Origin of the sequence: Aeromonas bestiarum (genome assembly GCF_028751155.1) — a bacterium.
Taxonomy (GTDB): domain Bacteria; phylum Pseudomonadota; class Gammaproteobacteria; order Enterobacterales; family Aeromonadaceae; genus Aeromonas; species Aeromonas bestiarum.
This window is the reverse complement of the sequence record NZ_CP064746.1, coordinates 3,788,762-3,807,500: the sequence shown is the minus strand read 5'-3', so window position 1 is coordinate 3,807,500 and position 18,739 is coordinate 3,788,762. Positions and strand designations below refer to the sequence as shown.

At 59.5% G+C, this 18,739-nt stretch carries 18 protein-coding genes and 2 rRNA genes (1 of these 20 only partly in view); 10 read left to right on the top strand and 10 right to left on the bottom strand.

Going from position 1 to position 18,739, the window contains the following annotated elements; translation table 11 throughout:
- From IU367_RS17505 to IU367_RS17495, 3 genes are all read left to right on the top strand, one after another.
- Nucleotides 1–2,100 (top strand): 23S ribosomal RNA (locus tag IU367_RS17505) (it extends 790 nt beyond the left edge of the window).
- 125 nt (nucleotides 2,101–2,225) lie between these two features.
- Nucleotides 2,226–2,340 (top strand): 5S ribosomal RNA (rrf, locus tag IU367_RS17500).
- Between the two features lie 364 nt (nucleotides 2,341–2,704).
- A complete protein-coding gene (locus tag IU367_RS17495) occupies nucleotides 2,705–3,325 on the top strand; it encodes a LysE family translocator (RefSeq protein ID WP_274452574.1) in 621 nt (206 codons plus the stop codon).
- Between the two features lie 92 nt (nucleotides 3,326–3,417).
- On the opposite strand, the gene fis is transcribed toward IU367_RS17495, so the two are convergent.
- On the bottom strand, nucleotides 3,418–3,714 hold the full coding sequence (gene fis, locus IU367_RS17490; protein ID WP_005309538.1) for a DNA-binding transcriptional regulator Fis: 297 nt from the start codon (nucleotides 3,712–3,714) through the stop codon (nucleotides 3,418–3,420).
- A gap of 25 nt (nucleotides 3,715–3,739) precedes the next feature.
- Nucleotides 3,740–4,705, bottom strand: coding sequence for a tRNA dihydrouridine synthase DusB (gene dusB, locus IU367_RS17485; RefSeq protein ID WP_274452573.1), 966 nt, complete (start codon nucleotides 4,703–4,705; stop codon nucleotides 3,740–3,742).
- 290 nt (nucleotides 4,706–4,995) lie between these two features.
- Between dusB and IU367_RS17480 the strand changes: the two genes are divergently transcribed.
- From IU367_RS17480 to IU367_RS17465, 4 genes are all read left to right on the top strand, one after another.
- Nucleotides 4,996–6,384 carry a TolC family protein gene (locus IU367_RS17480; RefSeq protein WP_270802424.1) on the top strand — a complete coding sequence of 463 codons (1,389 nt, stop codon included), beginning with the start codon at nucleotides 4,996–4,998 and terminating at the stop codon, nucleotides 6,382–6,384.
- A gap of 73 nt (nucleotides 6,385–6,457) precedes the next feature.
- The gene (locus tag IU367_RS17475; RefSeq protein ID WP_084213951.1) at nucleotides 6,458–7,462 is read left to right on the top strand and encodes an HlyD family secretion protein; all 1,005 of its coding nucleotides are present in this window, start codon (nucleotides 6,458–6,460) and stop codon (nucleotides 7,460–7,462) included.
- Entirely contained in the window at nucleotides 7,462–8,601 is a 1,140-nt protein-coding gene (locus IU367_RS17470) for an ABC transporter permease (RefSeq protein ID WP_274452572.1), read from the top strand. Before IU367_RS17475 ends, IU367_RS17470 begins: the two co-directional genes overlap by 1 nt.
- 70 nt (nucleotides 8,602–8,671) lie before the next feature.
- Nucleotides 8,672–9,892 carry an ABC transporter permease gene (locus IU367_RS17465; protein WP_274452571.1) on the top strand — a complete coding sequence of 407 codons (1,221 nt, stop codon included), beginning with the start codon at nucleotides 8,672–8,674 and terminating at the stop codon, nucleotides 9,890–9,892.
- Between the two features lie 59 nt (nucleotides 9,893–9,951).
- Here the strand turns inward: IU367_RS17465 and IU367_RS17460 are convergent, their stop codons facing one another.
- From IU367_RS17460 to IU367_RS17450, 3 genes are all read right to left on the bottom strand, one after another.
- The gene (locus tag IU367_RS17460) at nucleotides 9,952–10,587 is read right to left on the bottom strand and encodes an SDR family oxidoreductase (RefSeq protein ID WP_098982515.1); all 636 of its coding nucleotides are present in this window, start codon (nucleotides 10,585–10,587) and stop codon (nucleotides 9,952–9,954) included.
- A gap of 133 nt (nucleotides 10,588–10,720) precedes the next feature.
- On the bottom strand, nucleotides 10,721–11,575 hold the full coding sequence (locus IU367_RS17455) for a DnaA ATPase domain-containing protein (RefSeq protein WP_042866153.1): 855 nt from the start codon (nucleotides 11,573–11,575) through the stop codon (nucleotides 10,721–10,723).
- A gap of 71 nt (nucleotides 11,576–11,646) precedes the next feature.
- Nucleotides 11,647–12,345, bottom strand: coding sequence for a DnaT-like ssDNA-binding domain-containing protein (locus IU367_RS17450; protein WP_274452570.1), 699 nt, complete (start codon nucleotides 12,343–12,345; stop codon nucleotides 11,647–11,649).
- Nucleotides 12,346–12,503: 158 nt separating this feature from the next.
- Between IU367_RS17450 and IU367_RS17445 the strand changes: the two genes are divergently transcribed.
- Both IU367_RS17445 and IU367_RS17440 read left to right on the top strand, forming a co-directional pair.
- Entirely contained in the window at nucleotides 12,504–12,671 is a 168-nt protein-coding gene (locus tag IU367_RS17445) for a hypothetical protein (RefSeq protein ID WP_274452569.1), read from the top strand.
- 73 nt (nucleotides 12,672–12,744) lie between these two features.
- Nucleotides 12,745–13,716 (top strand): response regulator, encoded by a 972-nt coding sequence (locus IU367_RS17440; RefSeq protein ID WP_274452568.1) that lies wholly within the window; start codon nucleotides 12,745–12,747, stop codon nucleotides 13,714–13,716.
- Nucleotides 13,717–13,790: 74 nt separating this feature from the next.
- Here IU367_RS17440 and IU367_RS17435 read toward each other — a convergent pair whose 3' ends face one another.
- The 3 genes from IU367_RS17435 to IU367_RS17425 all read right to left on the bottom strand — a co-directional run bounded on the left by IU367_RS17435 (nucleotide 13,791) and on the right by IU367_RS17425 (nucleotide 16,728).
- A complete protein-coding gene (locus tag IU367_RS17435; protein ID WP_042866150.1) occupies nucleotides 13,791–15,188 on the bottom strand; it encodes a peptide MFS transporter in 1,398 nt (465 codons plus the stop codon).
- 213 nt (nucleotides 15,189–15,401) lie between these two features.
- Nucleotides 15,402–16,313: a UTP--glucose-1-phosphate uridylyltransferase GalU gene (gene galU / locus IU367_RS17430; RefSeq protein ID WP_241281080.1), complete on the bottom strand. Its 912-nt coding sequence runs from the start codon at nucleotides 16,311–16,313 to the stop codon at nucleotides 15,402–15,404.
- 94 nt (nucleotides 16,314–16,407) lie between these two features.
- Nucleotides 16,408–16,728, bottom strand: a complete 321-nt coding sequence (locus tag IU367_RS17425; protein WP_241281079.1) for a ComEA family DNA-binding protein — start codon at nucleotides 16,726–16,728, stop codon at nucleotides 16,408–16,410.
- A 166-nt stretch (nucleotides 16,729–16,894) separates the two neighbouring features.
- Between IU367_RS17425 and cysQ the strand changes: the two genes are divergently transcribed.
- Entirely contained in the window at nucleotides 16,895–17,665 is a 771-nt protein-coding gene (gene cysQ, locus IU367_RS17420; RefSeq protein ID WP_274452566.1) for a 3'(2'),5'-bisphosphate nucleotidase CysQ, read from the top strand.
- A gap of 89 nt (nucleotides 17,666–17,754) precedes the next feature.
- On the opposite strand, the gene IU367_RS17415 is transcribed toward cysQ, so the two are convergent.
- Both IU367_RS17415 and IU367_RS17410 read right to left on the bottom strand, forming a co-directional pair.
- Nucleotides 17,755–18,051: a YciI family protein gene (locus IU367_RS17415; RefSeq protein WP_043135321.1), complete on the bottom strand. Its 297-nt coding sequence runs from the start codon at nucleotides 18,049–18,051 to the stop codon at nucleotides 17,755–17,757.
- Nucleotides 18,052–18,075: 24 nt separating this feature from the next.
- Nucleotides 18,076–18,627, bottom strand: coding sequence for a septation protein A (locus IU367_RS17410; RefSeq protein ID WP_042866146.1), 552 nt, complete (start codon nucleotides 18,625–18,627; stop codon nucleotides 18,076–18,078).
- Between the last annotated feature and the right edge of the window lie 112 nt (nucleotides 18,628–18,739).

Sequence of the window (18,739 nt, the reverse complement as noted above, 5' to 3'; positions counted from 1 at the left end):
ATAGCTGGTTCTCCCCGAAAGCTATTTAGGTAGCGCCTCGGACGAATACTACTGGGGGTAGAGCACTGTTTGGACTAGGGGGTCATCCCGACTTACCAACTCCATGCAAACTCCGAATACCAGTAAGTAATATCCGGGAGACACACGGCGGGTGCTAACGTCCGTCGTGAAGAGGGAAACAACCCAGACCGCCGGCTAAGGTCCCAAAGTTCTGGTTAAGTGGGAAACGATGTGGGAAGGCTCAGACAGCTAGGATGTTGGCTTAGAAGCAGCCATCATTTAAAGAAAGCGTAATAGCTCACTAGTCGAGTCGGCCTGCGCGGAAGATGTAACGGGGCTCAAACCAGGCACCGAAGCCGCGGATTCACACTTATGTGTGAGTGGTAGGGGAGCGTTCTGTAAGTCTGCGAAGGTGTATCGAGAGGTATGCTGGAGATATCAGAAGTGCGAATGCTGACGTAAGTAACGATAAAGGGGGTGAAAAGCCTCCTCGCCGGAAGACCAAGGGTTCCTGTCCAACGTTAATCGGGGCAGGGTGAGTCGACCCCTAAGGTGAGGCCGAAAGGCGTAATCGATGGGAAGCAGGTTAATATTCCTGCACGACTTGTAATTGCGATGGGGGGACGGAGAAGGCTAGGTGGGCCAGGCGACGGTTGTCCTGGTGAAAGTGCGTAGGTGGTGTTTCTAGGCAAATCCGGAGACACAACACTGAGACACGAGACGAAGCCACTACGGTGGTGAAGCCATTGATGCCCTGCTTCCAGGAAAAGCCTCTAAGCTTCAGATTACAAGTCATCGTACCCCAAACCGACACAGGTGGTCGGGTAGAGAATACCAAGGCGCTTGAGAGAACTCGGGTGAAGGAACTAGGCAAAATAGAACCGTAACTTCGGGAGAAGGTTCGCTCTTGACAGTGAAGTCCCTTGCGGATGGAGCAGTTGGGAGTCGCAGTGACCAGATGGCTGGGACTGTTTATCAAAAACACAGCACTCTGCAAACACGAAAGTGGACGTATAGGGTGTGACACCTGCCCGGTGCCGGAAGGTTAATTGATGGGGTTAGCGCAAGCGAAGCTCTTGATCGAAGCCCCGGTAAACGGCGGCCGTAACTATAACGGTCCTAAGGTAGCGAAATTCCTTGTCGGGTAAGTTCCGACCTGCACGAATGGTGTAACCATGGCCATGCTGTCTCCACCCGAGACTCAGTGAAATCGAATTCGCCGTGAAGATGCGGTGTACCCGCGGCTAGACGGAAAGACCCCGTGAACCTTTACTACAGCTTGGCACTGAACATTGAACCTACATGTGTAGGATAGGTGGGAGGCTTTGAAGGCGTGACGCCAGTTGCGCTGGAGCCGTCCTTGAAATACCACCCTTGTATGTTTGATGTTCTAACGCAGGTCCCTGAATCGGGATCGCGGACAGTGCCTGGTGGGTAGTTTGACTGGGGCGGTCTCCTCCCAAAGAGTAACGGAGGAGCACGAAGGTTGGCTAATCCTGGTCGGACATCAGGAGGTTAGTGCAATGGCATAAGCCAGCTTAACTGCGAGACGGACAGGTCGAGCAGGTACGAAAGTAGGTCATAGTGATCCGGTGGTTCTGAATGGAAGGGCCATCGCTCAACGGATAAAAGGTACTCCGGGGATAACAGGCTGATACCGCCCAAGAGTTCATATCGACGGCGGTGTTTGGCACCTCGATGTCGGCTCATCACATCCTGGGGCTGAAGTCGGTCCCAAGGGTATGGCTGTTCGCCATTTAAAGTGGTACGCGAGCTGGGTTCAGAACGTCGTGAGACAGTTCGGTCCCTATCTGCCGTGGGCGTTGGATGATTGAAGGGAGTTGCTCCTAGTACGAGAGGACCGGAGTGAACGAACCTCTGGTGTTCGGGTTGTCACGCCAGTGGCACTGCCCGGTAGCTAAGTTCGGAATCGATAACCGCTGAAAGCATCTAAGCGGGAAGCGAGCCCTGAGATGAGTCATCCCTGACCCCTTGAGGGTCCTAAAGGGCCGTTGGAGACCACAACGTTGATAGGTGGGGTGTGTAAGCGCGGCGACGTGTTGAGCTAACCCATACTAATTACCCGTGAGGCTTAACCATACAACACCCAAGAAGTGTTCTGAGACTTGTAGCAAGTGCATGAACTACTTACCTAATTCAGTGATAGCGACGAAGCCCAAGGCATCAGTCGTTATTCACGTCAGCTTTCTGGATTGAAGATTTTGCCTGGCGGCCATAGCGCCGTGGAACCACCTGATCCCATGCCGAACTCAGAAGTGAAACGCGGTAGCGCCGATGGTAGTGTGGCATTCGCCATGCGAGAGTAGGACACTGCCAGGCACCCAACATTGAAAGCCCGCTCATTTGAGCGGGCTTTTTTATTGCCTGATATTCAAGCGCCGGGTTGCAATAGCCAGGTGATGCTTTCCTTTTTGCCCCCTCAGCTGTTCATTTCTCCCCCGCATTGTTCCGGATGGCTGCGCCATCCAGCGTGATATATCCCCGTCCATGTCGCTTGCTGGCGCTAACGAAAGCCAGGATGTGGGCTCTGCTCAATACCCTCTCAACCATGGGTTCCAACTCGGACTAATGTGCACCAGGCTTTTCTGCTATTCCCTTCGTTGATAATCACTATTGTTGCGATGGGGGATGACAAGAGATACGGGATCCATAGACTGTCTCTTTCACGAGCAAGGAGCCGTGTATGTTGGGGATCCACGATCTGGCGTTGTTTATCGTATCTGGTTTGCTGTTGAACATGATGCCCGGGCCGGATTCCCTGCTCATCATGCTGCGCAGCGGCTCTCAGGGTTGGCGGGCGGGTTCAGTGGCGGCGCTGGGGATTGGGACGGGCACCATGGTGCATGTGCTGGCGGCGGCACTGGGGTTGTCGGCTGTGCTGAGTGCTTCGGCCGAGCTGTTCGCCGTCATCAAGTTGATGGGGGCGCTCTATCTGGTCTACCTGGGGCTTTCCATGACCAAGGCTCCTCCTGCCACCAACGCGGCTGTGGCGTTGCCTGTGCTCTCTTATGGCCGGATCTATCGGCAGGGATTGCTGACCAATGTGCTCAATCCCAAGGTAGCGCTCTTCTTCCTCGCCTTCGTGCCCCAGTTCATCGCCCCCGATGCGCCGCAGAAGGCGCTGGCCTTCATCCTGCTGGGCTGCATCTTCAATTTCAACGGCATGATCTGGTGCCACCTGCTGGCGTTTTTTACCGCCTATGCAAGTCGCAAGGTACGTTTGCCGGCCCCGCTGGGCCTTTGGCTCAACCGCTCGATGGGGGGGCTGTTCGTGGGGCTGGGCATCAAGCTGGCCACGGAGTGAGACCTTGCCATTAGAGACAATTGGGTATAGAAAAAGGCGTATCCCATCGCTGGAATACGCCTTCGTCTGCACTGCAGCAGGTCTGATCGAGATCAGTTCATGCCGTAGCGCTTGAGTTTCTTGCGCAGGGTGCCACGGTTGATGCCCATCATCACAGCGGCGCGGGTTTGGTTACCGCGGGTGTATTGCATGATCACGTCCAGCATGGGAGCTTCGACTTCGGAGAGGACCATATCGTACAGATCAATCACTTCCTGACCGTTCAACTGGGCCAGGTAGTTACGCAGGGCCTGTTGCACAGAGTCACGCAGGGGGCGCTGGGTCGGCTCGGCAGCGTGATTGTGAGTAGTTGTTACCAATGCATCAGAAGTCAGGGTTTGTTCGAACATATTCGGTCGGCTCTTTAGTTATGCGTTAACCTAATCCATCGAAATACGCTTCGAGTGCCTCTAGTTGTGCGTCTGCACAATCCAGGGCATTGAAGTGCTTACGGAATTCTCGGCCCGTCTCTTCTTCATCCAGATACCAGCCCACGTGTTTACGGGCAATGCGCGCTCCCAGATATGCACCATAAAACTGGTGCAGGTTGGTTACATGCTCGTTCATCAGGGTGCGAACCTCTTCCCTTTCAGGAGGCGGCAGCTTGGTACCCGTTTCAAGAAAATAACGGATTTCCCGGAAAATCCAGGGTCGTCCTTGCGCTGCACGGCCGATCATCACGGCATCAACGCCGGTATAGTCGAGGACATACCGGGCTTTCTCCGGGCTGTCTATGTCGCCATTGGCGACAACAGGAATCGATACGGCCTGCTTAATCGCCTTAATCGTGTCGTACTCAGCGTGACCCCGGTAGAGGCAGGCACGGGTACGACCATGCACGGCGAGGGCCGCGATACCGCAATCTTCGGCGATTCGGGCGATCTCCTCGCCATTGCGGTTATCCGGATCCCATCCTGTGCGGATCTTCAAGGTAACAGGCACCTTGACTGCATCCACCACGGCCCGGCAGATGGTTCTGACCAGATCGGGATGACGCAGCAGGGCGGAACCTGCCAACTTCTTGTTCACTTTTTTTGCTGGACAACCCATGTTGATGTCGACGATCTGAGCGCCCTGCTCCACGTTGTAGCGGGCGGCAAACGCCATCATCTCGGGGTCGGCTCCGGCAATCTGGACCGATCGCAAGCCACCTTCTGCAGAGTGATCCATTCTCATCCTGGTTTTCTGGGTATCCCAGACATCCGGGTTGGCCAGCAGCATCTCGGAAACGGCCATGCCAGCGCCCAATCGCAAACAAAGTTCACGAAATGGTCGGTCTGTTACACCGGCCATGGGAGCCACAATCAAGGGAGTTTCAAGCGTGTGGGGACCTATCTGCATTCCACGGTTACCATCGGCTTAGGGCGGCGTATATTACGCATTTTTTAGTCAGGAGAAAAGGTTAGTATTTGAGCGTCAGCCATTTTTTTCTGAAAAAAACGTCGTGCCAAGGCTTGCAAATTCAGGAGTGCTTGAAAATCAGGCATATTGTCGGGGTGAGTTTACGGGGCCAAATGAGCGAGGGACTCGACGATTTGCCTGTCCCCATCCGGTTGGGGTTTGCGCTATGATAGCGAGCTTGAATCGAGCAAAGGCTCCAAACAATTTTATTACAAACAGATTGGGGATGTATGACGTCAAGGTTCATCAAATCTCTCTACCCGTGTCTGCTGGGTGCCGTGCTGGGTTCTGCCCAGGCGCAGACCGTCAGCTTCGGCGAGGCCTGGAGCCGGGTCATCCAGCAGGATGACGGGCTGGCGGCGGAACAGGCCGGTGTGGATCGGGCGCAACAGTTGCGCGAGGCGGCCAAGGCCATGTATCTGCCCGACATCAGTCTGGGGGCGGATTATGCGCGCATTTCCAAGCCGGATCTGATGGGGCTGGACGACAAGCTGGAAAACTCTCCCGCATTGGGCGCCATTCTGGGGCAGATGGGGATCGACTCCAAATGGCTGGCTTCGTCGCTGACCGAGCAGAATCGCGTCACCAGTTCGGTCAGAATGCTCTGGCCCCTGTTTGTCGGAGGGCGGATCGATGCGATGCAGGATATTCGGTCCGCACAGGTGGATGAAGCCAAGGAGTTGCTGGCCATCAAGCAGCAAGCCAGCTTCGAGAGCCTGTCCCAGACCTATTTCGGCGTGGTGCTGGCGGCGCAGGTGGTGCAGACCAAGCAGGAGATAGAGCAGGGGCTGGCCCGCCATCTGGATCATGCCAGGAAGCTGGAAGCTCAGGGCCAGATCGCCAAGGTCGAGCGGCTGTCGGCCCAGTCTGCCTATGACAGGGCGCGCATCGATACCCAGAAGTCCCGCCGCAGCCTAGAGATCGCCGAGCTGGCGCTGGATCGCATGATCAAGCTCAAGGGAGCCGAACCGGCTACCCAGCTGTTCATCAATGACGATGTGCCCCCCTTGGCGGCCTTCGTCGAGGATACGCTGACGGTGCACCCGGGTCTCAAGATGCTGATCGCCAAGCGTGAGCAGGCGAAGGCGATGATCCGGGCCGAGAAGGGCAAATATGCACCCGAGCTCTTCATGTTCGGCAACTACAACCTCTACGAACGAGATACCCTGGCCGCGAAGATCACCCCTGACTGGGTGGTCGGGGTCGGCGTCAGCATGCCGCTGGTGAGCCGCGACGGCCGCTCCGAGACGGTACAAGCGGCCAAGAGCGCCGAGCTGCAGGTCAATCTGCTGCAGGCCAAGACCCGCGAGGATCTGGAGCTGCTGGTCGAGAAGACCTGGCGCGAGGCGGCGCAGGGGCTGGAAGAGTACCAGTCTCTCTCCTCCACTCAGGCGCTGGCCGAGGAGAACGTGCTGCTGCGGGACAAGGCATTCGGGCAGGGGCTCTCCACCTCGCTGGATGTGGTGGATGCCCAGAACCAGCTGGCCGGGGTCAAGACCCAGCGTGCCGCTGCCGCCTATCAATATGTGATCTCGCTGGCGCGCCTGTTGGCACTCTCCGGTCAGATGAACAGTTTCAATCAATATCAGCATGGTCAGGCGATCGAGGTGAATTCATGATCGCGGCCCTGTCTGTCCCGTTTTCCATGTCTGTTTCGACCGCCAAGGGTCGCCCGTTTGTCGAGGTGAATGCATGAGTCATCCCCCCATCAAGAAGAAGATGAGCCAGGCCAAGCCGTTGCTGCTGCCACTGGCGCTGGTCCTGCTGGTGATCTGGCTGGGCTGGCGTTTCTGGCTCGCCTATCAGCCCGAGCCGGTGCGCTTGCAGGGCCAGGTTGAGGCGCAGCAATATTCGGTCTCCTCCAAGGTGGCGGGCCGCATCGACGAGGTGCTGGTGAAGAAGGGCGACCAGCTGGCCCGGGATCAGCTGGTGTTCACCCTGGCCAGTCCCGAGATCGAGGCCAAGCTGAGCCAGGCCAAGGCGGGTCAGGCTGCGGCCGGGGCCATGGCCGAGGAAGCAGAGAAGGGCGCGCGTGCCCAGCAGATCGCGGGTGCCAAGGATCAGTGGCAAAAGGCCAAGGCGGCAGCCCTGCTGCGGGCCAAGACCTATGAGCGCATCGCCAGCCTGCACCGGGATGGCGTGATGCCGTTGCAGAAACGGGATGAGGCCTGGACCGCCTGGCAGGCAGCCAAGTACAGCGAAGGCATGGCCTGGCAGCAATATCAGATGACCCTGGAAGGGGCGCGGGAAGAGACCAAGGTGGCGGCACGGGAGCAGGCCAACATGGCGGCGGGCTCGGTGGCGGAAGTGGAGGCCTATCTGGCCGATACCCGCATCGCCAGCCCGCACGCGGGGGAGGTGTCCCAGGTGCTGCTGCGCAGCGGTGAGCTGGCGCCACAGGGCTTCCCTGTGGTGACCCTGCTCGACATGCAGGATGCCTGGGCCCAGTTCCATGTGCGCGAAGATCTGCTGCCCCGCTTCGCGCTGGGCACTGAGTTCGATGCCACCATTCCGGGCCTGGGTGAGCAGACGGTGCGCTTCAAGGTGACCCACGTGGCCGTGATGGGGGATTTTGCCACCTGGCGTGCCACGGATACCCGTCAGGGCTTCGACATGAAGAGCTTCCAGGTGGAGGCGCGCCCCTTGCAACCGGTTGACGGTCTGCGAGTCGGCATGAGTGTGCTGGTCGAACTTTGATGAGACGCGAATGGCGGCTGTTGTGGCAGGATCCGTTCGGTCGTGCCCTGATGAGCTGGGTTCCCTTGTTGTTGATGGGGACCCTCTGCTGGATCTTCTCGGCCGGGCTGGCCCGGGATCTCAACGTCGGTCTGGTGGATCTGGATCAGAGCGTCCTCTCCCGTCAGCTGGCGTTCTCGCTGGACGGTTCAGCCGGCCTGCGCCTTGCCGGCCAGTTCGATTCCATCGACGAGGGGGCACGCGCTCTGCGCGGGGGAGACATCTATGCCCTGGTGGTGATCCCTCACCATCTGGAGCGGGATGCCCGTCAGGGTACCCAGCCCAAGGTGACTGTGTTCAACAACAGCCAGTTCATCCTGATCGCCAAGCTGGTCAACTCGGCCTTGTCCCAGGTGGTGGGGACCCTCAACGGCCAGGTGGGCGTACTGGCCGCCATGGCCGATGGCAAGGTCATGTCCGGCGCCCTGGGGCAATCCGTGCCCATCAGCAATCAGGTGACGGCGCTCTACAACATCAACTCCAGCTATGCCCAGTTCCTGCTGAGTGCCCTGTTGCCGGCGGTGTGGCAGATCCTGGTGGTGCTCTATGGGATCAACGCCCTGGCCCGTACCGATCGGCTGGGGCTGGACTGGACCAGCCAAGGGGTCTGGTTCGGCCTCTGGCGCACTTTGCTGCCCCATGTGCTGATTGGGTGGGCCTGGGGTCTGGCGTGGAGCCTGATGCTGTTCAAGGCGTTTGGCTATCCGATGCAGGGCAGCTGGCTGGTGCTGACACTGGGACTGGGGCTGGCTTCGGCCGCCTGCGTCAGCATGGGGGCCTTCTTCTACGGTGTCATCCGGGATCCGGCCCGCGCCCTGTCGCTGGCGGGCGCCTATACGGCACCGGGCTTTGCCTTCATGGGCGTGACCTTTCCGGTCAGCGCCATGGGGGACTTCGCCCAGTTCTGGCGCAGCCTGCTGCCCATCTCCCACTATGTGGAGCTGCAGATAGGGCAGACCAACTACGGCCAGCCGTTCGCTGCGGCCCTGCCCCAGCTCGGCGCCTTGCTGCTGTTCCTGCTGCCCCTGTTGCTGGTTGTTCGTCGTTACCAGCAGCAGGCCGAGCTGGCGCGCCAAGCTGCCGATAAGGAGCCTGCCTAATGTTAGGTTTTTGGGGGTTGATACGGCTCGAACCGTGCTCTGCTGCCGGGCAGTGGAAGGAGTGGATGTCATGCTAGGTTTTTGGGATCTGCTGCGGCTGGAGCTGCGTACCCTGCTGGCCGATCGGGCCATCATGCTGACCCTGTTTGGTGGTGTCTTCTTCTACTCCTTCCTCTACCCGCAGCCCTACCTGCAGCAACTGCCAAGGGAAGAGCCTGTGGTGGTGGTCAATGAGGATGGCAGTCAGCTCTCCCGTCAGCTGGAGTTCATGGCCGATGCCACCCCGCAGGTGAAACTGGTGGCACGGGCCAACAGCCTGGAAGAGGCGCGCCAGCTGCTGATGGCGGGGAAGGGGAGCGGCATACTGCACATTCCCCGTCACTTCTACCGGGATCTGATGCAGGGCAGGAGCGTTACCCTGAGCTATGCCGGCGATGCCTCCTACTTCCTGGTCTACGGCACCATAGCCGAGGGGCTGGCCCTGGCGGGTGGCAGCCTGGCGGCCCAGATCAAGGTCACGCGTCTGCTCAGTCAGGGCGATGCGCTGCCGCAGGCGGCCATGGGCTGGAACTCGGTCGGGCTCAATGTGCTGCCGGTGTTCAACCCCACCATGGGCTATGTGAACTACGTGGTGCCCGCCGTGTTCGTGCTGATCCTGCATCAGGTGCTGCTGATGGGCACCGGGATCCTGGGGGCAACCCAGAATCAGCGCAGCGGTCGCGGGGAGTCTGGCTATTGGCAGAGCGCCCCCGTGCTTGCCCTGCTGCTGGCCAGAACCCTGGTGGTGGGCGGGCTGTTCGTGCTGCCGGTGACCTACTTCTTCGGCTTCTGTTTCGATCACTACAACATAGTGCGCACCGCCGAGCCGGCCGAGCTGTGGCTGTTCACCCTGCCGTTCCTGCTGGCAACCACCTGGCTTGGCATAGTGCTGGGGGCCCTGTTTACCCGCCGGGATCTGCCGACCCAGGTGGTATTGCTCTCCTCCATGCCGCTGGTCTTCCTGGCAGGCTTCATCTGGCCGCTGGAGCTGATCCCGACCCCCCTCAACTGGCTGGCCCAGTGGGTGCCGAGCACCCCGGCCATCGAGGGCTTCTTGCGCCTCAACCAGATGGGGGCCGAGTTTGCCCAGGTTTCCCGCTACTGGTGGCAGTTGTGGGGGCTGGCACTGCTTTACGGCGCTCTGGCTTGCCTGCTGCTGCGCTGGCGCCAGCGGTCGCTTGTGGACGAGGCTGCCGCGTCGGGCGAAGTGGCTGCGGAGACGGCAACTGAGCCTGGTCCCTCTGCCAGCTAGACGATATCAGACAATAAAACGGTCAGCCCGGGGGCTGACCGTTTTGTTATCCGGATTGCTCACCCCCGGCTGAGGGTGGGATCGCCGATGGCGTAGATCTGCCCCACTGCCCGCTCATCGTTCAGCAGCTGCAATCCATGCTCCGCCACATCGGCGCGGTGCACCAGACCGTGCACCTCGCTCCCCTGACTCAACACGGCCAGCCCTGTGGCCTCGCCATCCTGCAAGCCGGCCGGGCGAACTATGGTCCAGGTCAGCGCGCTGGTCTGCAGCCAGCTCTCCGCCAGGCTCTTCAAGCGTACCTCGTGACCGAAGGCGGCCCTGGCCCGTTCGGGCAGGTATTGCCAGCTGTCGCCGCAACCCAGCGAGGTGACCAGCAGCAGACGTTTGAGCCCGGCCAGCTCCATCTGATCGATCACCTGGCGGTTGCCTTGATAATCGACAGGGGTCGGCTGGCGGAAGCTGCCGAGGGTCGAGATCACCCCGGCCTCGTCACCTGCGAGTGAGCAAGCCTGCGCGACGGCCTGATGGTCGAGGGCGTCTCCCTCAACCACCTCGACTCCCAATGCGCGCAGCTCGGCGGCCATCTCCGGGTTACGGACCAGGGCCACGACCCTGTGGCCCTGGCGCAGGGCGTGTTCGGTGAAGGCGCGGCCCAGCCCGCGGCTGGCTCCGAAGATGAGTGTGGTTGGCATTGTGCTGCTCCCTGTGATGAAAGGGGTAGCCTAGAGGGTTGGCGCAGCGCTGTAAATGAGAGTTGTTTTTATTTGAAAGGGGTGAGCAGGGGAAATGCGGCGAGCCGCGGGCGGGTGGCCCGGGCTCGCAGGATCAGCCGTTGTAGTGGCCTATGTTGGGGCGACGGCTGGGGCCGCTCAGGTGGATATCCACCGGATTGAACGCCTTGATCGCCTCGAAGCTGAAGTCGCCGATGGCCTGATGCAGGCTCTGCGGGCTGTGGTTGGTGATGATGATGACGCTTTTCGACAGGTTGCGCCGGCGGCGCAGCAGGTGGCCGAGGAAGCTGGACTGGCTCTCCGCCATCTTGGCGCGGTTGGCCGACACCTCGTCGATGATCAGCAGGTCGACCTCTTCCAGTGCGCGGCGGTACTGGTTGCGCTCCTCTTGATCCTGGATCACGTTGAAGAAGAGGCGGTCCACTATGGAGGCCCACTGCTGGAAGATCACCGATTTCTGGTGACGTTCGATCAGCTCGTGGGCCACGGCGCCCGCCAGGGTGGACTTGCCGGTGCCGTAGTCGCCATAGATCAGCATGCAGCCGCCGCCGCTTTTCTCCCAGTGCTCGAAGCCGCTGATGAAGTAGCGAGCCGTCTCCATGGGGTATTGCAGCGCCGGATCGGTGGCATCCATCTTCTCGAATACCCAGTCCGGGTTGAGGTCGGCCTGGGCGATCAGCTTCTGGATCCGCTCCTGGCGGGCCGCCTTCTGCAGCTCGCGCACCTCGGCGTTGGCCTTGGCGTCGTACTCCTTGCGCAGGGTCTCGTAGTCGTACTGGCTGCCACCTGTCTGGGCCTGCAGGCGGCGAATGCGTTCAAGCAGGCCGCCTACGTGCTGGCTCAGTTCGGTGTCGTGCACCCTGTGGTCCTGTTTGGCCTTGGCGATTCTTTTGCGCTTGGCTTCGATCTCTTCCAGCTCCTGGCGCAGGGGATCTTGCGGGTCAGTCATGGAATGCTCCTTCTGCTGGGTCAGGGATGGGGGGACAAGGCACTGATTTTGCCTGCAGGCGGGGGCCGCTATCAATCATTATCCGGTTCCTGCTGCGGCGCCTGTTCCTGGGTCTGTACTTGGGCCAGCCGTTTGGCCTCTTCTATCATCTGCTGCGCCCGCTTGCTCGGGCCTGAGTCTGCAGGGGCTGACGTGACCTGCTGGTAACCTTTCGCTTCCATCGGCTGGCGACGGACGTAGCGGCGGGTCTTGAGCGCACGAATGAACTTGAGCATCCACTGATGCTGGGAGTCGAACACCTCGGGGCGGCCCAGCCAGTAGGCGATGAACTCCCCCAGATCCTCTTCGTTGTAGCTGGCATCGATCACCCCGCACAGGCGGGCGAGGGCGGGCAGCTCCTCATCCGGGCGCCACTGCAGGTGCATCTGGAAGGGGCGCTCCGGCAGCGGACTGCGCACCTTCTGGGTCAGCAGCGGCAGCAGGAACGGGCACTGATGGTAGTGCTCACTGTCGGCCTGCGCCTCGACCTGCAGCAGCCCGGCCTCCATCAGCTCGTCGAACAGCTCGGTCAGCTGGCGGGCGTTGACCTGAAAACAGAAGCCGCTGGGATCGCCGGGATCGACCACCGCCAAGGCTCGCCCAAGTTCGGGATAGTTGAGCCGGGCCAGCTGATTTTCCTGCACCAGTCTGCGCAGCTGCAGGGTATAGAGGCTGCGAGCCGGATGGGACAATCTGGGATGGGCGAGGGCGCTGTATTCGGCTGGTGTCATGGTGCTCTTCACGATCTGGAGTGGAGGGCATTATCCCCCATGGCGGGGTCTCATACAATTCGTGCCGCTCGGGCAGAGGGCCGGCAGGCCTGTTTGTGGGGCGGGAATGAGGTTTGGTTCCACCCTGGTGGCAATAGCGTGCGTGAAATGAGCCGGGCATGCGTACTGGCATGGTGCCTTTTTTGGGGTTGCTGGCTGGCCAAAAGACCAGCATGCTCGCCGGGGTCATTGCGCCGAGCGGGCGGCATTACTCGCTCTTTTTCAAACGGTTGGCTGCAAGGATAGCCATATGGCATACCCGCCATTACGATTATGCAATCATCTGATTGGTCAAGCCCGCCCCTTATGGTCTAGGCTTAATACTCAAATAACTAATTGACTAATAAGAGCTTTGTCAAGATGTCAAAAGCCGGACTACGGATCCTGGTGGTGGAAGATGAAGCGGTTTTTCGCCACTCGCTGGTAACTTATCTCGAGCATGACGGGGCGTGCGTGTTTCAGGCCGAGGACGGGATTGAAGGCCTCTCTGCCGCCGCGCTCTACCACCCCGATATAGTGCTGTGCGACCTGAACATGCCCAACATGGATGGGCATGAGGTCATCGCCTGCCTGTCTGCCCGCTATCCCCATATCCCCGTCATCGTCATCTCCGGGCAGAGCAAGATGGAGGCGGTCGAGCGGGCGTTGCGCGCCGGTGCCTGCGATTTTCTGATCAAGCCAGTCTCGGACTTCGGTCAGGTGCGCCACAGCATAGATCAGTGTCTGGCGGCCAACTATGGTCACGGGCAGCAACTGGAGTTGATGGATCACATCGACTTCTTTCGCGATCACGACAAGGCGGCCACCCGTCTGCTGGCCTGGTTGAGGCCACCCGGCTTGCAGGAGTGGGGCCCCTGGCAGGTGACGTTCGAGGGGATGGGCAACCTGTTCATTCCGGACACCTTCAAGCTGGACGACAAGCTGCTGGTGCTGGTGATGGAACTGCCGGTCCTCGGGGTGGATGCCGCCTTCTGCGGCGCCCTGGTGCGCTCCCTGATGAATGCTCCCTATCGCCAGTTTCAGCACAAGGAGAGCCTGCTGCTGACCCAGCCGCACCGGCTGCTCGACTACCTCAACCTGCAGCTCATCGAATCCGGCCTGCGCCACTCCTTCGCCATGGCCGCCCTGCTGTTCGATCAGGAAGATGGTCTGGTGTTTGCCAATGCCGGGCTCACCTCACCGCACTGGTTGATGCGCTCCGGCGGCCTGCCGCTCGGTTTGCTGCGCAGCAGCCACTACGCGCTGCACAAGCGCAGCTGGCATGAGCCGTTTGACCTGCAGTTTCGCAGCGACAGCGGCAGCGCCCTCCATGTGCAGGTACGCCACCACTGAGGCAGATCCGCCACAGACAGAAACAAACAGGGCGCCCATCGGGCGCCCTGTTTGTTCATCACAATCCGAACCGGTTAGACGGTGGCAGACTGCAGTTTCTTGTCGTGCTCTTCCGGCTCTTTGGCCGGACCTTCGGCACCGTGCATCCAGTAGACCAGGCGGTTGGCCATGGTCAGCAGGATCAGGGCGCTGATCACGGCGGCGATGGCGATGCCGCCGAAGATGGCGATGGCACCGGACTCGCCGACGAAGGAACCGACGAAGCCGGCGATGTAGTTGGCCAGGGCAACGAAGCCGAACCAGGCACCCATCATCAGGGAGGCCAGACGCAGCGGAGCCAGCTTGGTCACCATGGAGAGACCGATCGGAGAGAGGCAGAGCTCACCCAGGGTGTGGAACAGATAGGCACCGACCAGCCAGAACATGGAGGTCTTGACGGCCTGATCGCCACCCTGCTCCAGCACGGCACCGATCATGAACAGGAAGCCCACGGCCAGGAACAGCAGACCCATGGCGAACTTCACCGGGGAGTTCGGCTCTTTGCTGCCGAGCTTGATCCAGATGGCCGCGACTATGGGGGCGAGCGTGATGATGAAGAAGGGGTTCAGGGACTGGAACCAGGCGGTCGGCACTTCGAAGCTGCCGATCATGCGGTCGGTATATTCCTGCGCGTACAGGTTCATCAGACCACCGGCCTGCTCGAAGCCAGCCCAGAAGATGATGGTGAACAGACCCAGTACCAAGATGACCTTGATGCGATCCACTTCCTGCTTGGTCAGCGGCGCCTTCTGCTCCTTGGAGCGTTGCTCGGCGGCGCGCTGGGCGGCCGGTACACGACCTATGTCACCCAGGAAACGCTGGGCCATGGTGGCCTGCACCACCAGGGAGAGCAGCATGCCGATACCGGCGCTGACGAAGGCGGCTTGCCAGCCGTAGGCAGTCGCGGCGGCGCCACAGATCACGCCGGCCAGCAGGGAGCCCAGGTTGATGCCCATGTAGAAGATGGTGAAGGCACCGTCACGACGGTGGTCACCTTCCTTGTACAGGTCACCCACCATGGTGGAGATGTTCGGTTTGAACAGACCGTTACCCAGGATCAACAGGGCCAGGCCCGCGTAGAAGACGTTGTTGACCATCTCCGGGAACATGGCGTGCGGCAGGGCCAGGGTGAATTGACCCGCGGCCATGAAGATGGCACCGATCAGGATCGCACGGCGTTGGCCGAGGAAGGTATCCGCCAGCCAGCCACCTATGATGGGGGTGATGTAGACCAGACCGGTATAGATGCCGTACAGCTTGAGGGCGTCGGCCTGAGTCCAGCCCATGCCGCCGTTGGCAGTCATGTCAGTCAGATAGAGGACGAGCACGGCACGCATGCCGTAATAGGAGAATCTCTCCCACAGTTCGGTACTAAAGAGCAAAAAAAGCCCTTTAGGGTGACCTAAAAAGGTCCCTTTGGACGGATTATTCATTGGAACTTCCACCTGTGTCTTATATTTTTTTAGGAATTTTATGCAAGGGCTAGGAACAAGCCTTAATCCTTATAGAACAAGCGTGATTAAATTACAATATTATGATTTAGCGATATTTTATCTATCAATGGTTGAATATTTGTTTATAAAATGAAAAAGGGCATCGAATGATGCCCAGTATATAATTCTATTAACAGGTTAAATATTCAGCTATTACAACTGTTTGACGAACTGTTTCAGCCACGCAATGAATTCACCGTTCAGTTCCGGGTGGCGCACGGCATATTCCACGTTGGCTTTCATATAACCCATCTTGCTGCCGCAGTCGTGACTGCGACCCTTCATGAAGTAGGCGTTGACCTGCTCCTGCTCCATCAGCATGGCGATGGCGTCGGTCAGCTGGATCTCGTCGCCGGCACCGGCCGGCGTCTTCTCCAGCAGCGGCCAGATGTTGGAGGAGAGCACGTAACGGCCGACCACGGCCAGGTTGGAAGGGGCTTCGTCACGGGGCGGCTTCTCGACGATGGCCTGCATCGGCAGGGACATGCCTTCGCTCAGGGCCTCGCCCTTGATGTCGGCGATGCCGTATTTATCCACTTCGCTCTCGGGGACGGCTTCCACCATGATCTGGCTGATGTGATCCTCTTCGAACATGTGCACCATCTCGGCCAGGTTGTCCTGCTTGAGGTTGCTGGCCACTTCATCGATCAGTACGTCAGGCAGCAGGACCGCAAACGGGTTGTCGCCGATCAGCGGGCGGGCACAGAGCACGGCATGACCCAGGCCTTTGGCTTCGCCCTGACGGACGTGCATTATGGTGACGTCTTTGGGGCAGATGTGTTGTACCTCTTCCAGCAGCTGCCGCTTGACCCGCTTTTCCAGGGTGGCTTCCAGCTCGAAGCTCTTGTCGAAGTGGTTCTCGATGGAGTTCTTGCTCGAGTGCGTCACCAGGATGATCTCCTTGATGCCGGCGGCGATGGCTTCGCGCACCACATACTGGATCAGCGGCTTGTCGACCACTGGCAGCATCTCTTTCGGGATGGCCTTGGTGGCAGGCAGCATGCGGGTGCCCAAACCGGCGACAGGAAGAACGGCCTTGCGTACAACAAAAGGACTATTTTTCATGGATGAGTTCCAACGGATACAAAGTGGGCCCATGATACCCGAAGAAAAATAGGGCAGCCACAGGCTGCCCTCATGATGGGGAGGTCCAAAGCGGTTACTTGACGATGATCATGTCCCGATTTGCTTCCAAAGTTGCCGGCCCTATGCCACTGACATCGGCAAGTTGTTCGACCGTGGTGAACTTGCCCTGCTTCTCGCGAAAGTCGATGATGGCCTGGGCCTTCTTCTCGCCGATCCCCTTGAGGGCAGTTAACTCATTGATATTCGCCGTATTCAGGTTCACCTTGCCGCTCTCCTTCGCGGTGGTGACTGTGGTGGCTGGCTTGGCAGCCGGCTTGTCGGCGGCCAGCAGAGGCTGGCTCAACAGGGGCAGGCAGCTCAGCAGCAGGGTGGCGGTCAGGGTCTTGTAGTTCATGGTTTCACGTCCTTGTGTTGTGTGGAATAGCTATTGAGAATTAGCCGAGTTACGCCACTTTTTGTCTGTCATTTATGACACTTTATAAGTCAGAGCAAACGGCTATAAGCCTCCCTCATTCAAAATGGGTACACTGTGCTAACCATTTGACCAGGATGTCTTTTCTATGTTTTTTCCCGCAATCTCCGAGCTGGAGCCCATAGCCCGCGCAGCCGGTGACACCATCATGGCCATCTACAGTCAGCCCTTTACGGTGGAGTACAAGGGTGACGAGAGCCCGTTGACCGCAGCCGATCAGGGGGCGCACGAGGTGATAGTGCAGGCGTTGGCAGGGCTCACCCCCGATATTCCTGTGCTGTCGGAGGAGTCCGGTCCCGAGGTGATGGGGTTGCGCCATGGCTGGTCACGCTACTGGCTGGTGGACCCGCTCGACGGCACCAAGGAGTTTGTCTCCCGCAACGGCGAGTTCACCGTCAATATCGCGCTGATCGAGGATGGCAAGCCGCTGTGGGGTCTGGTCTATGCCCCCGTACTGGACCGGCTCTGGTATGGCGGCAGGGAGGTCGGGGCCTGGCGTGTGGCCGATGGCAAGCGTGAAGCCATCCAGACCCGACCTCATCAGGAAGGGGTGCCCTGGCGGGTGGTGGGCAGCCGCAATCACCTGTCCCAGGCCACCCTGGATTACCTGGGGCGCTTTGGCGACATAGCGCGGGGCGAGATTGAGCTGGTCTCCATGGGCAGCTCTCTCAAGTTTTGCATCATTGCCGAAGGGGGCGCCGAGCTCTATCCGCGCCTCGCCCCCACCTGCGAATGGGATACCGCTGCGGCGCAGGCGGTGCTGGAAGGGGCCGGAGGCAGCGTGACCCAGCTCGATGGGTCACCCCTGGTCTACAACAAGCCGGATATCCTCAACCCCTGGTTTGTGGCCATGGCGTGAGCCCGTTGGTGATAGCGCGCAATAGAAAGAGGCCGGACCTGGTTGCACACCAGCGTCCGGCCTCTTTGCATCTTGGGTATGGCGTTTTGTCAGAACACTTTCTTGAACGGCTTGATGGTCACCCTGGCGTAGACACCGGCCGCCACATAGGGGTCGGCATCGGCCCAGGCCTTGGCATCGGCCTGACTGGCAAACTCGGCGATGACTGTGCTGCCGGTGAAGCCCGCATCGGCGGGATCGTCGGCATCGATGGCCGGGTTGGGACCGGCGGTCAGCAGCCGGCCTTCATCCTGCAAGGCCTGCAGCCTGGCCAGATGAGCTGGGCGCACCTGCTTGCGCAGCGGCAGACTGTTGGGAACATCTTCGGCGTAGATGAGATACCACATGAGAGGATCCTTTTCTGATGGCGGTTATTTTTTCAGCTCGCCTTTCTGCTCGGCGGGCAGGTGGCGGTAGAGATAGACACCGCTCAGCAGGGTAAACACCAGCGTCATGCCAAGCAAGCCGAACACCTTGAAGTTGACCCACATCTCCTGCGGCAGGTTGAAGGCCACGTAGAGGTTGAGCAGGCCACAGGCGGTAAAGAAGCCGACCCAGGCCAGATTGACTCTATCCCAGATGGCATCAGGCGCCTGCAGCTCCTTGCCCAGCATCTGCTTGATCAGGTTCTTGCCAAAGCCGTAGCGGCTGATGAGCAGGCCCAGTGCGAACAGCACATTGATCACTGTGACTTTCCACTTGATGAAGGTGTCGTCGTGGAAGAAGACGGTGAGGCCGCCGAAGAAACCGACCAGCAGGAAGGTAAACAGCTGCATCTTCTCGACCTTGCGATAACGCACCCAGCTGTAGATGAGCTGCAGACCGGTCACGACGACAAGGGCGCCGGTGGCCGTGTAGATGTCATAGAACTTGTAGACCGCAAAGAAAACGATAAGTGGAATAAATTCAATAAATTGCTTCATGTCTGGCTCATAGCCCTCAAAAAAGACCGCAAAATTTTGTCCAGTCTACCTGCAAGGTAGATAACGGCAAATGAATAAGACCACCCATTTGGCGTCCAGTTCCCTGTCGCCT

Excerpts from the sequence above, each read along its gene's own strand:
- IU367_RS17445 (WP_274452569.1), top strand. The coding sequence starts at position 12,504 with ATGCGTACTGGCATGGTGCCTTTTTTGGGGTTGCTGGCTGGCCAAAAG.
- IU367_RS17425 (WP_241281079.1), bottom strand. The coding sequence starts at position 16,728 with ATGAACTACAAGACCCTGACCGCCACCCTGCTGCTGAGCTGCCTGCCC.
- cysQ (WP_274452566.1), top strand. The coding sequence starts at position 16,895 with ATGTTTTTTCCCGCAATCTCCGAGCTGGAGCCCATAGCCCGCGCAGCC.
- IU367_RS17470 (WP_274452572.1), top strand. The coding sequence starts at position 7,462 with ATGAGACGCGAATGGCGGCTGTTGTGGCAGGATCCGTTCGGTCGTGCC.
- IU367_RS17460 (WP_098982515.1), bottom strand. The coding sequence starts at position 10,587 with ATGCCAACCACACTCATCTTCGGAGCCAGCCGCGGGCTGGGCCGCGCC.
- galU (WP_241281080.1), bottom strand. The coding sequence starts at position 16,313 with ATGAAAAATAGTCCTTTTGTTGTACGCAAGGCCGTTCTTCCTGTCGCC.
- IU367_RS17415 (WP_043135321.1), bottom strand. The coding sequence starts at position 18,051 with ATGTGGTATCTCATCTACGCCGAAGATGTTCCCAACAGTCTGCCGCTG.
- fis (WP_005309538.1), bottom strand. The coding sequence starts at position 3,714 with ATGTTCGAACAAACCCTGACTTCTGATGCATTGGTAACAACTACTCAC.
- IU367_RS17475 (WP_084213951.1), top strand. The coding sequence starts at position 6,458 with ATGAGTCATCCCCCCATCAAGAAGAAGATGAGCCAGGCCAAGCCGTTG.
- IU367_RS17450 (WP_274452570.1), bottom strand. The coding sequence starts at position 12,345 with ATGACACCAGCCGAATACAGCGCCCTCGCCCATCCCAGATTGTCCCAT.
- IU367_RS17435 (WP_042866150.1), bottom strand. The coding sequence starts at position 15,188 with ATGAATAATCCGTCCAAAGGGACCTTTTTAGGTCACCCTAAAGGGCTT.
- IU367_RS17440 (WP_274452568.1), top strand. The coding sequence starts at position 12,745 with ATGTCAAAAGCCGGACTACGGATCCTGGTGGTGGAAGATGAAGCGGTT.
- IU367_RS17480 (WP_270802424.1), top strand. The coding sequence starts at position 4,996 with ATGACGTCAAGGTTCATCAAATCTCTCTACCCGTGTCTGCTGGGTGCC.
- IU367_RS17495 (WP_274452574.1), top strand. The coding sequence starts at position 2,705 with ATGTTGGGGATCCACGATCTGGCGTTGTTTATCGTATCTGGTTTGCTG.
- dusB (WP_274452573.1), bottom strand. The coding sequence starts at position 4,705 with ATGCAGATAGGTCCCCACACGCTTGAAACTCCCTTGATTGTGGCTCCC.
- IU367_RS17465 (WP_274452571.1), top strand. The coding sequence starts at position 8,672 with ATGCTAGGTTTTTGGGATCTGCTGCGGCTGGAGCTGCGTACCCTGCTG.
- IU367_RS17410 (WP_042866146.1), bottom strand. The coding sequence starts at position 18,627 with ATGAAGCAATTTATTGAATTTATTCCACTTATCGTTTTCTTTGCGGTC.
- IU367_RS17455 (WP_042866153.1), bottom strand. The coding sequence starts at position 11,575 with ATGACTGACCCGCAAGATCCCCTGCGCCAGGAGCTGGAAGAGATCGAA.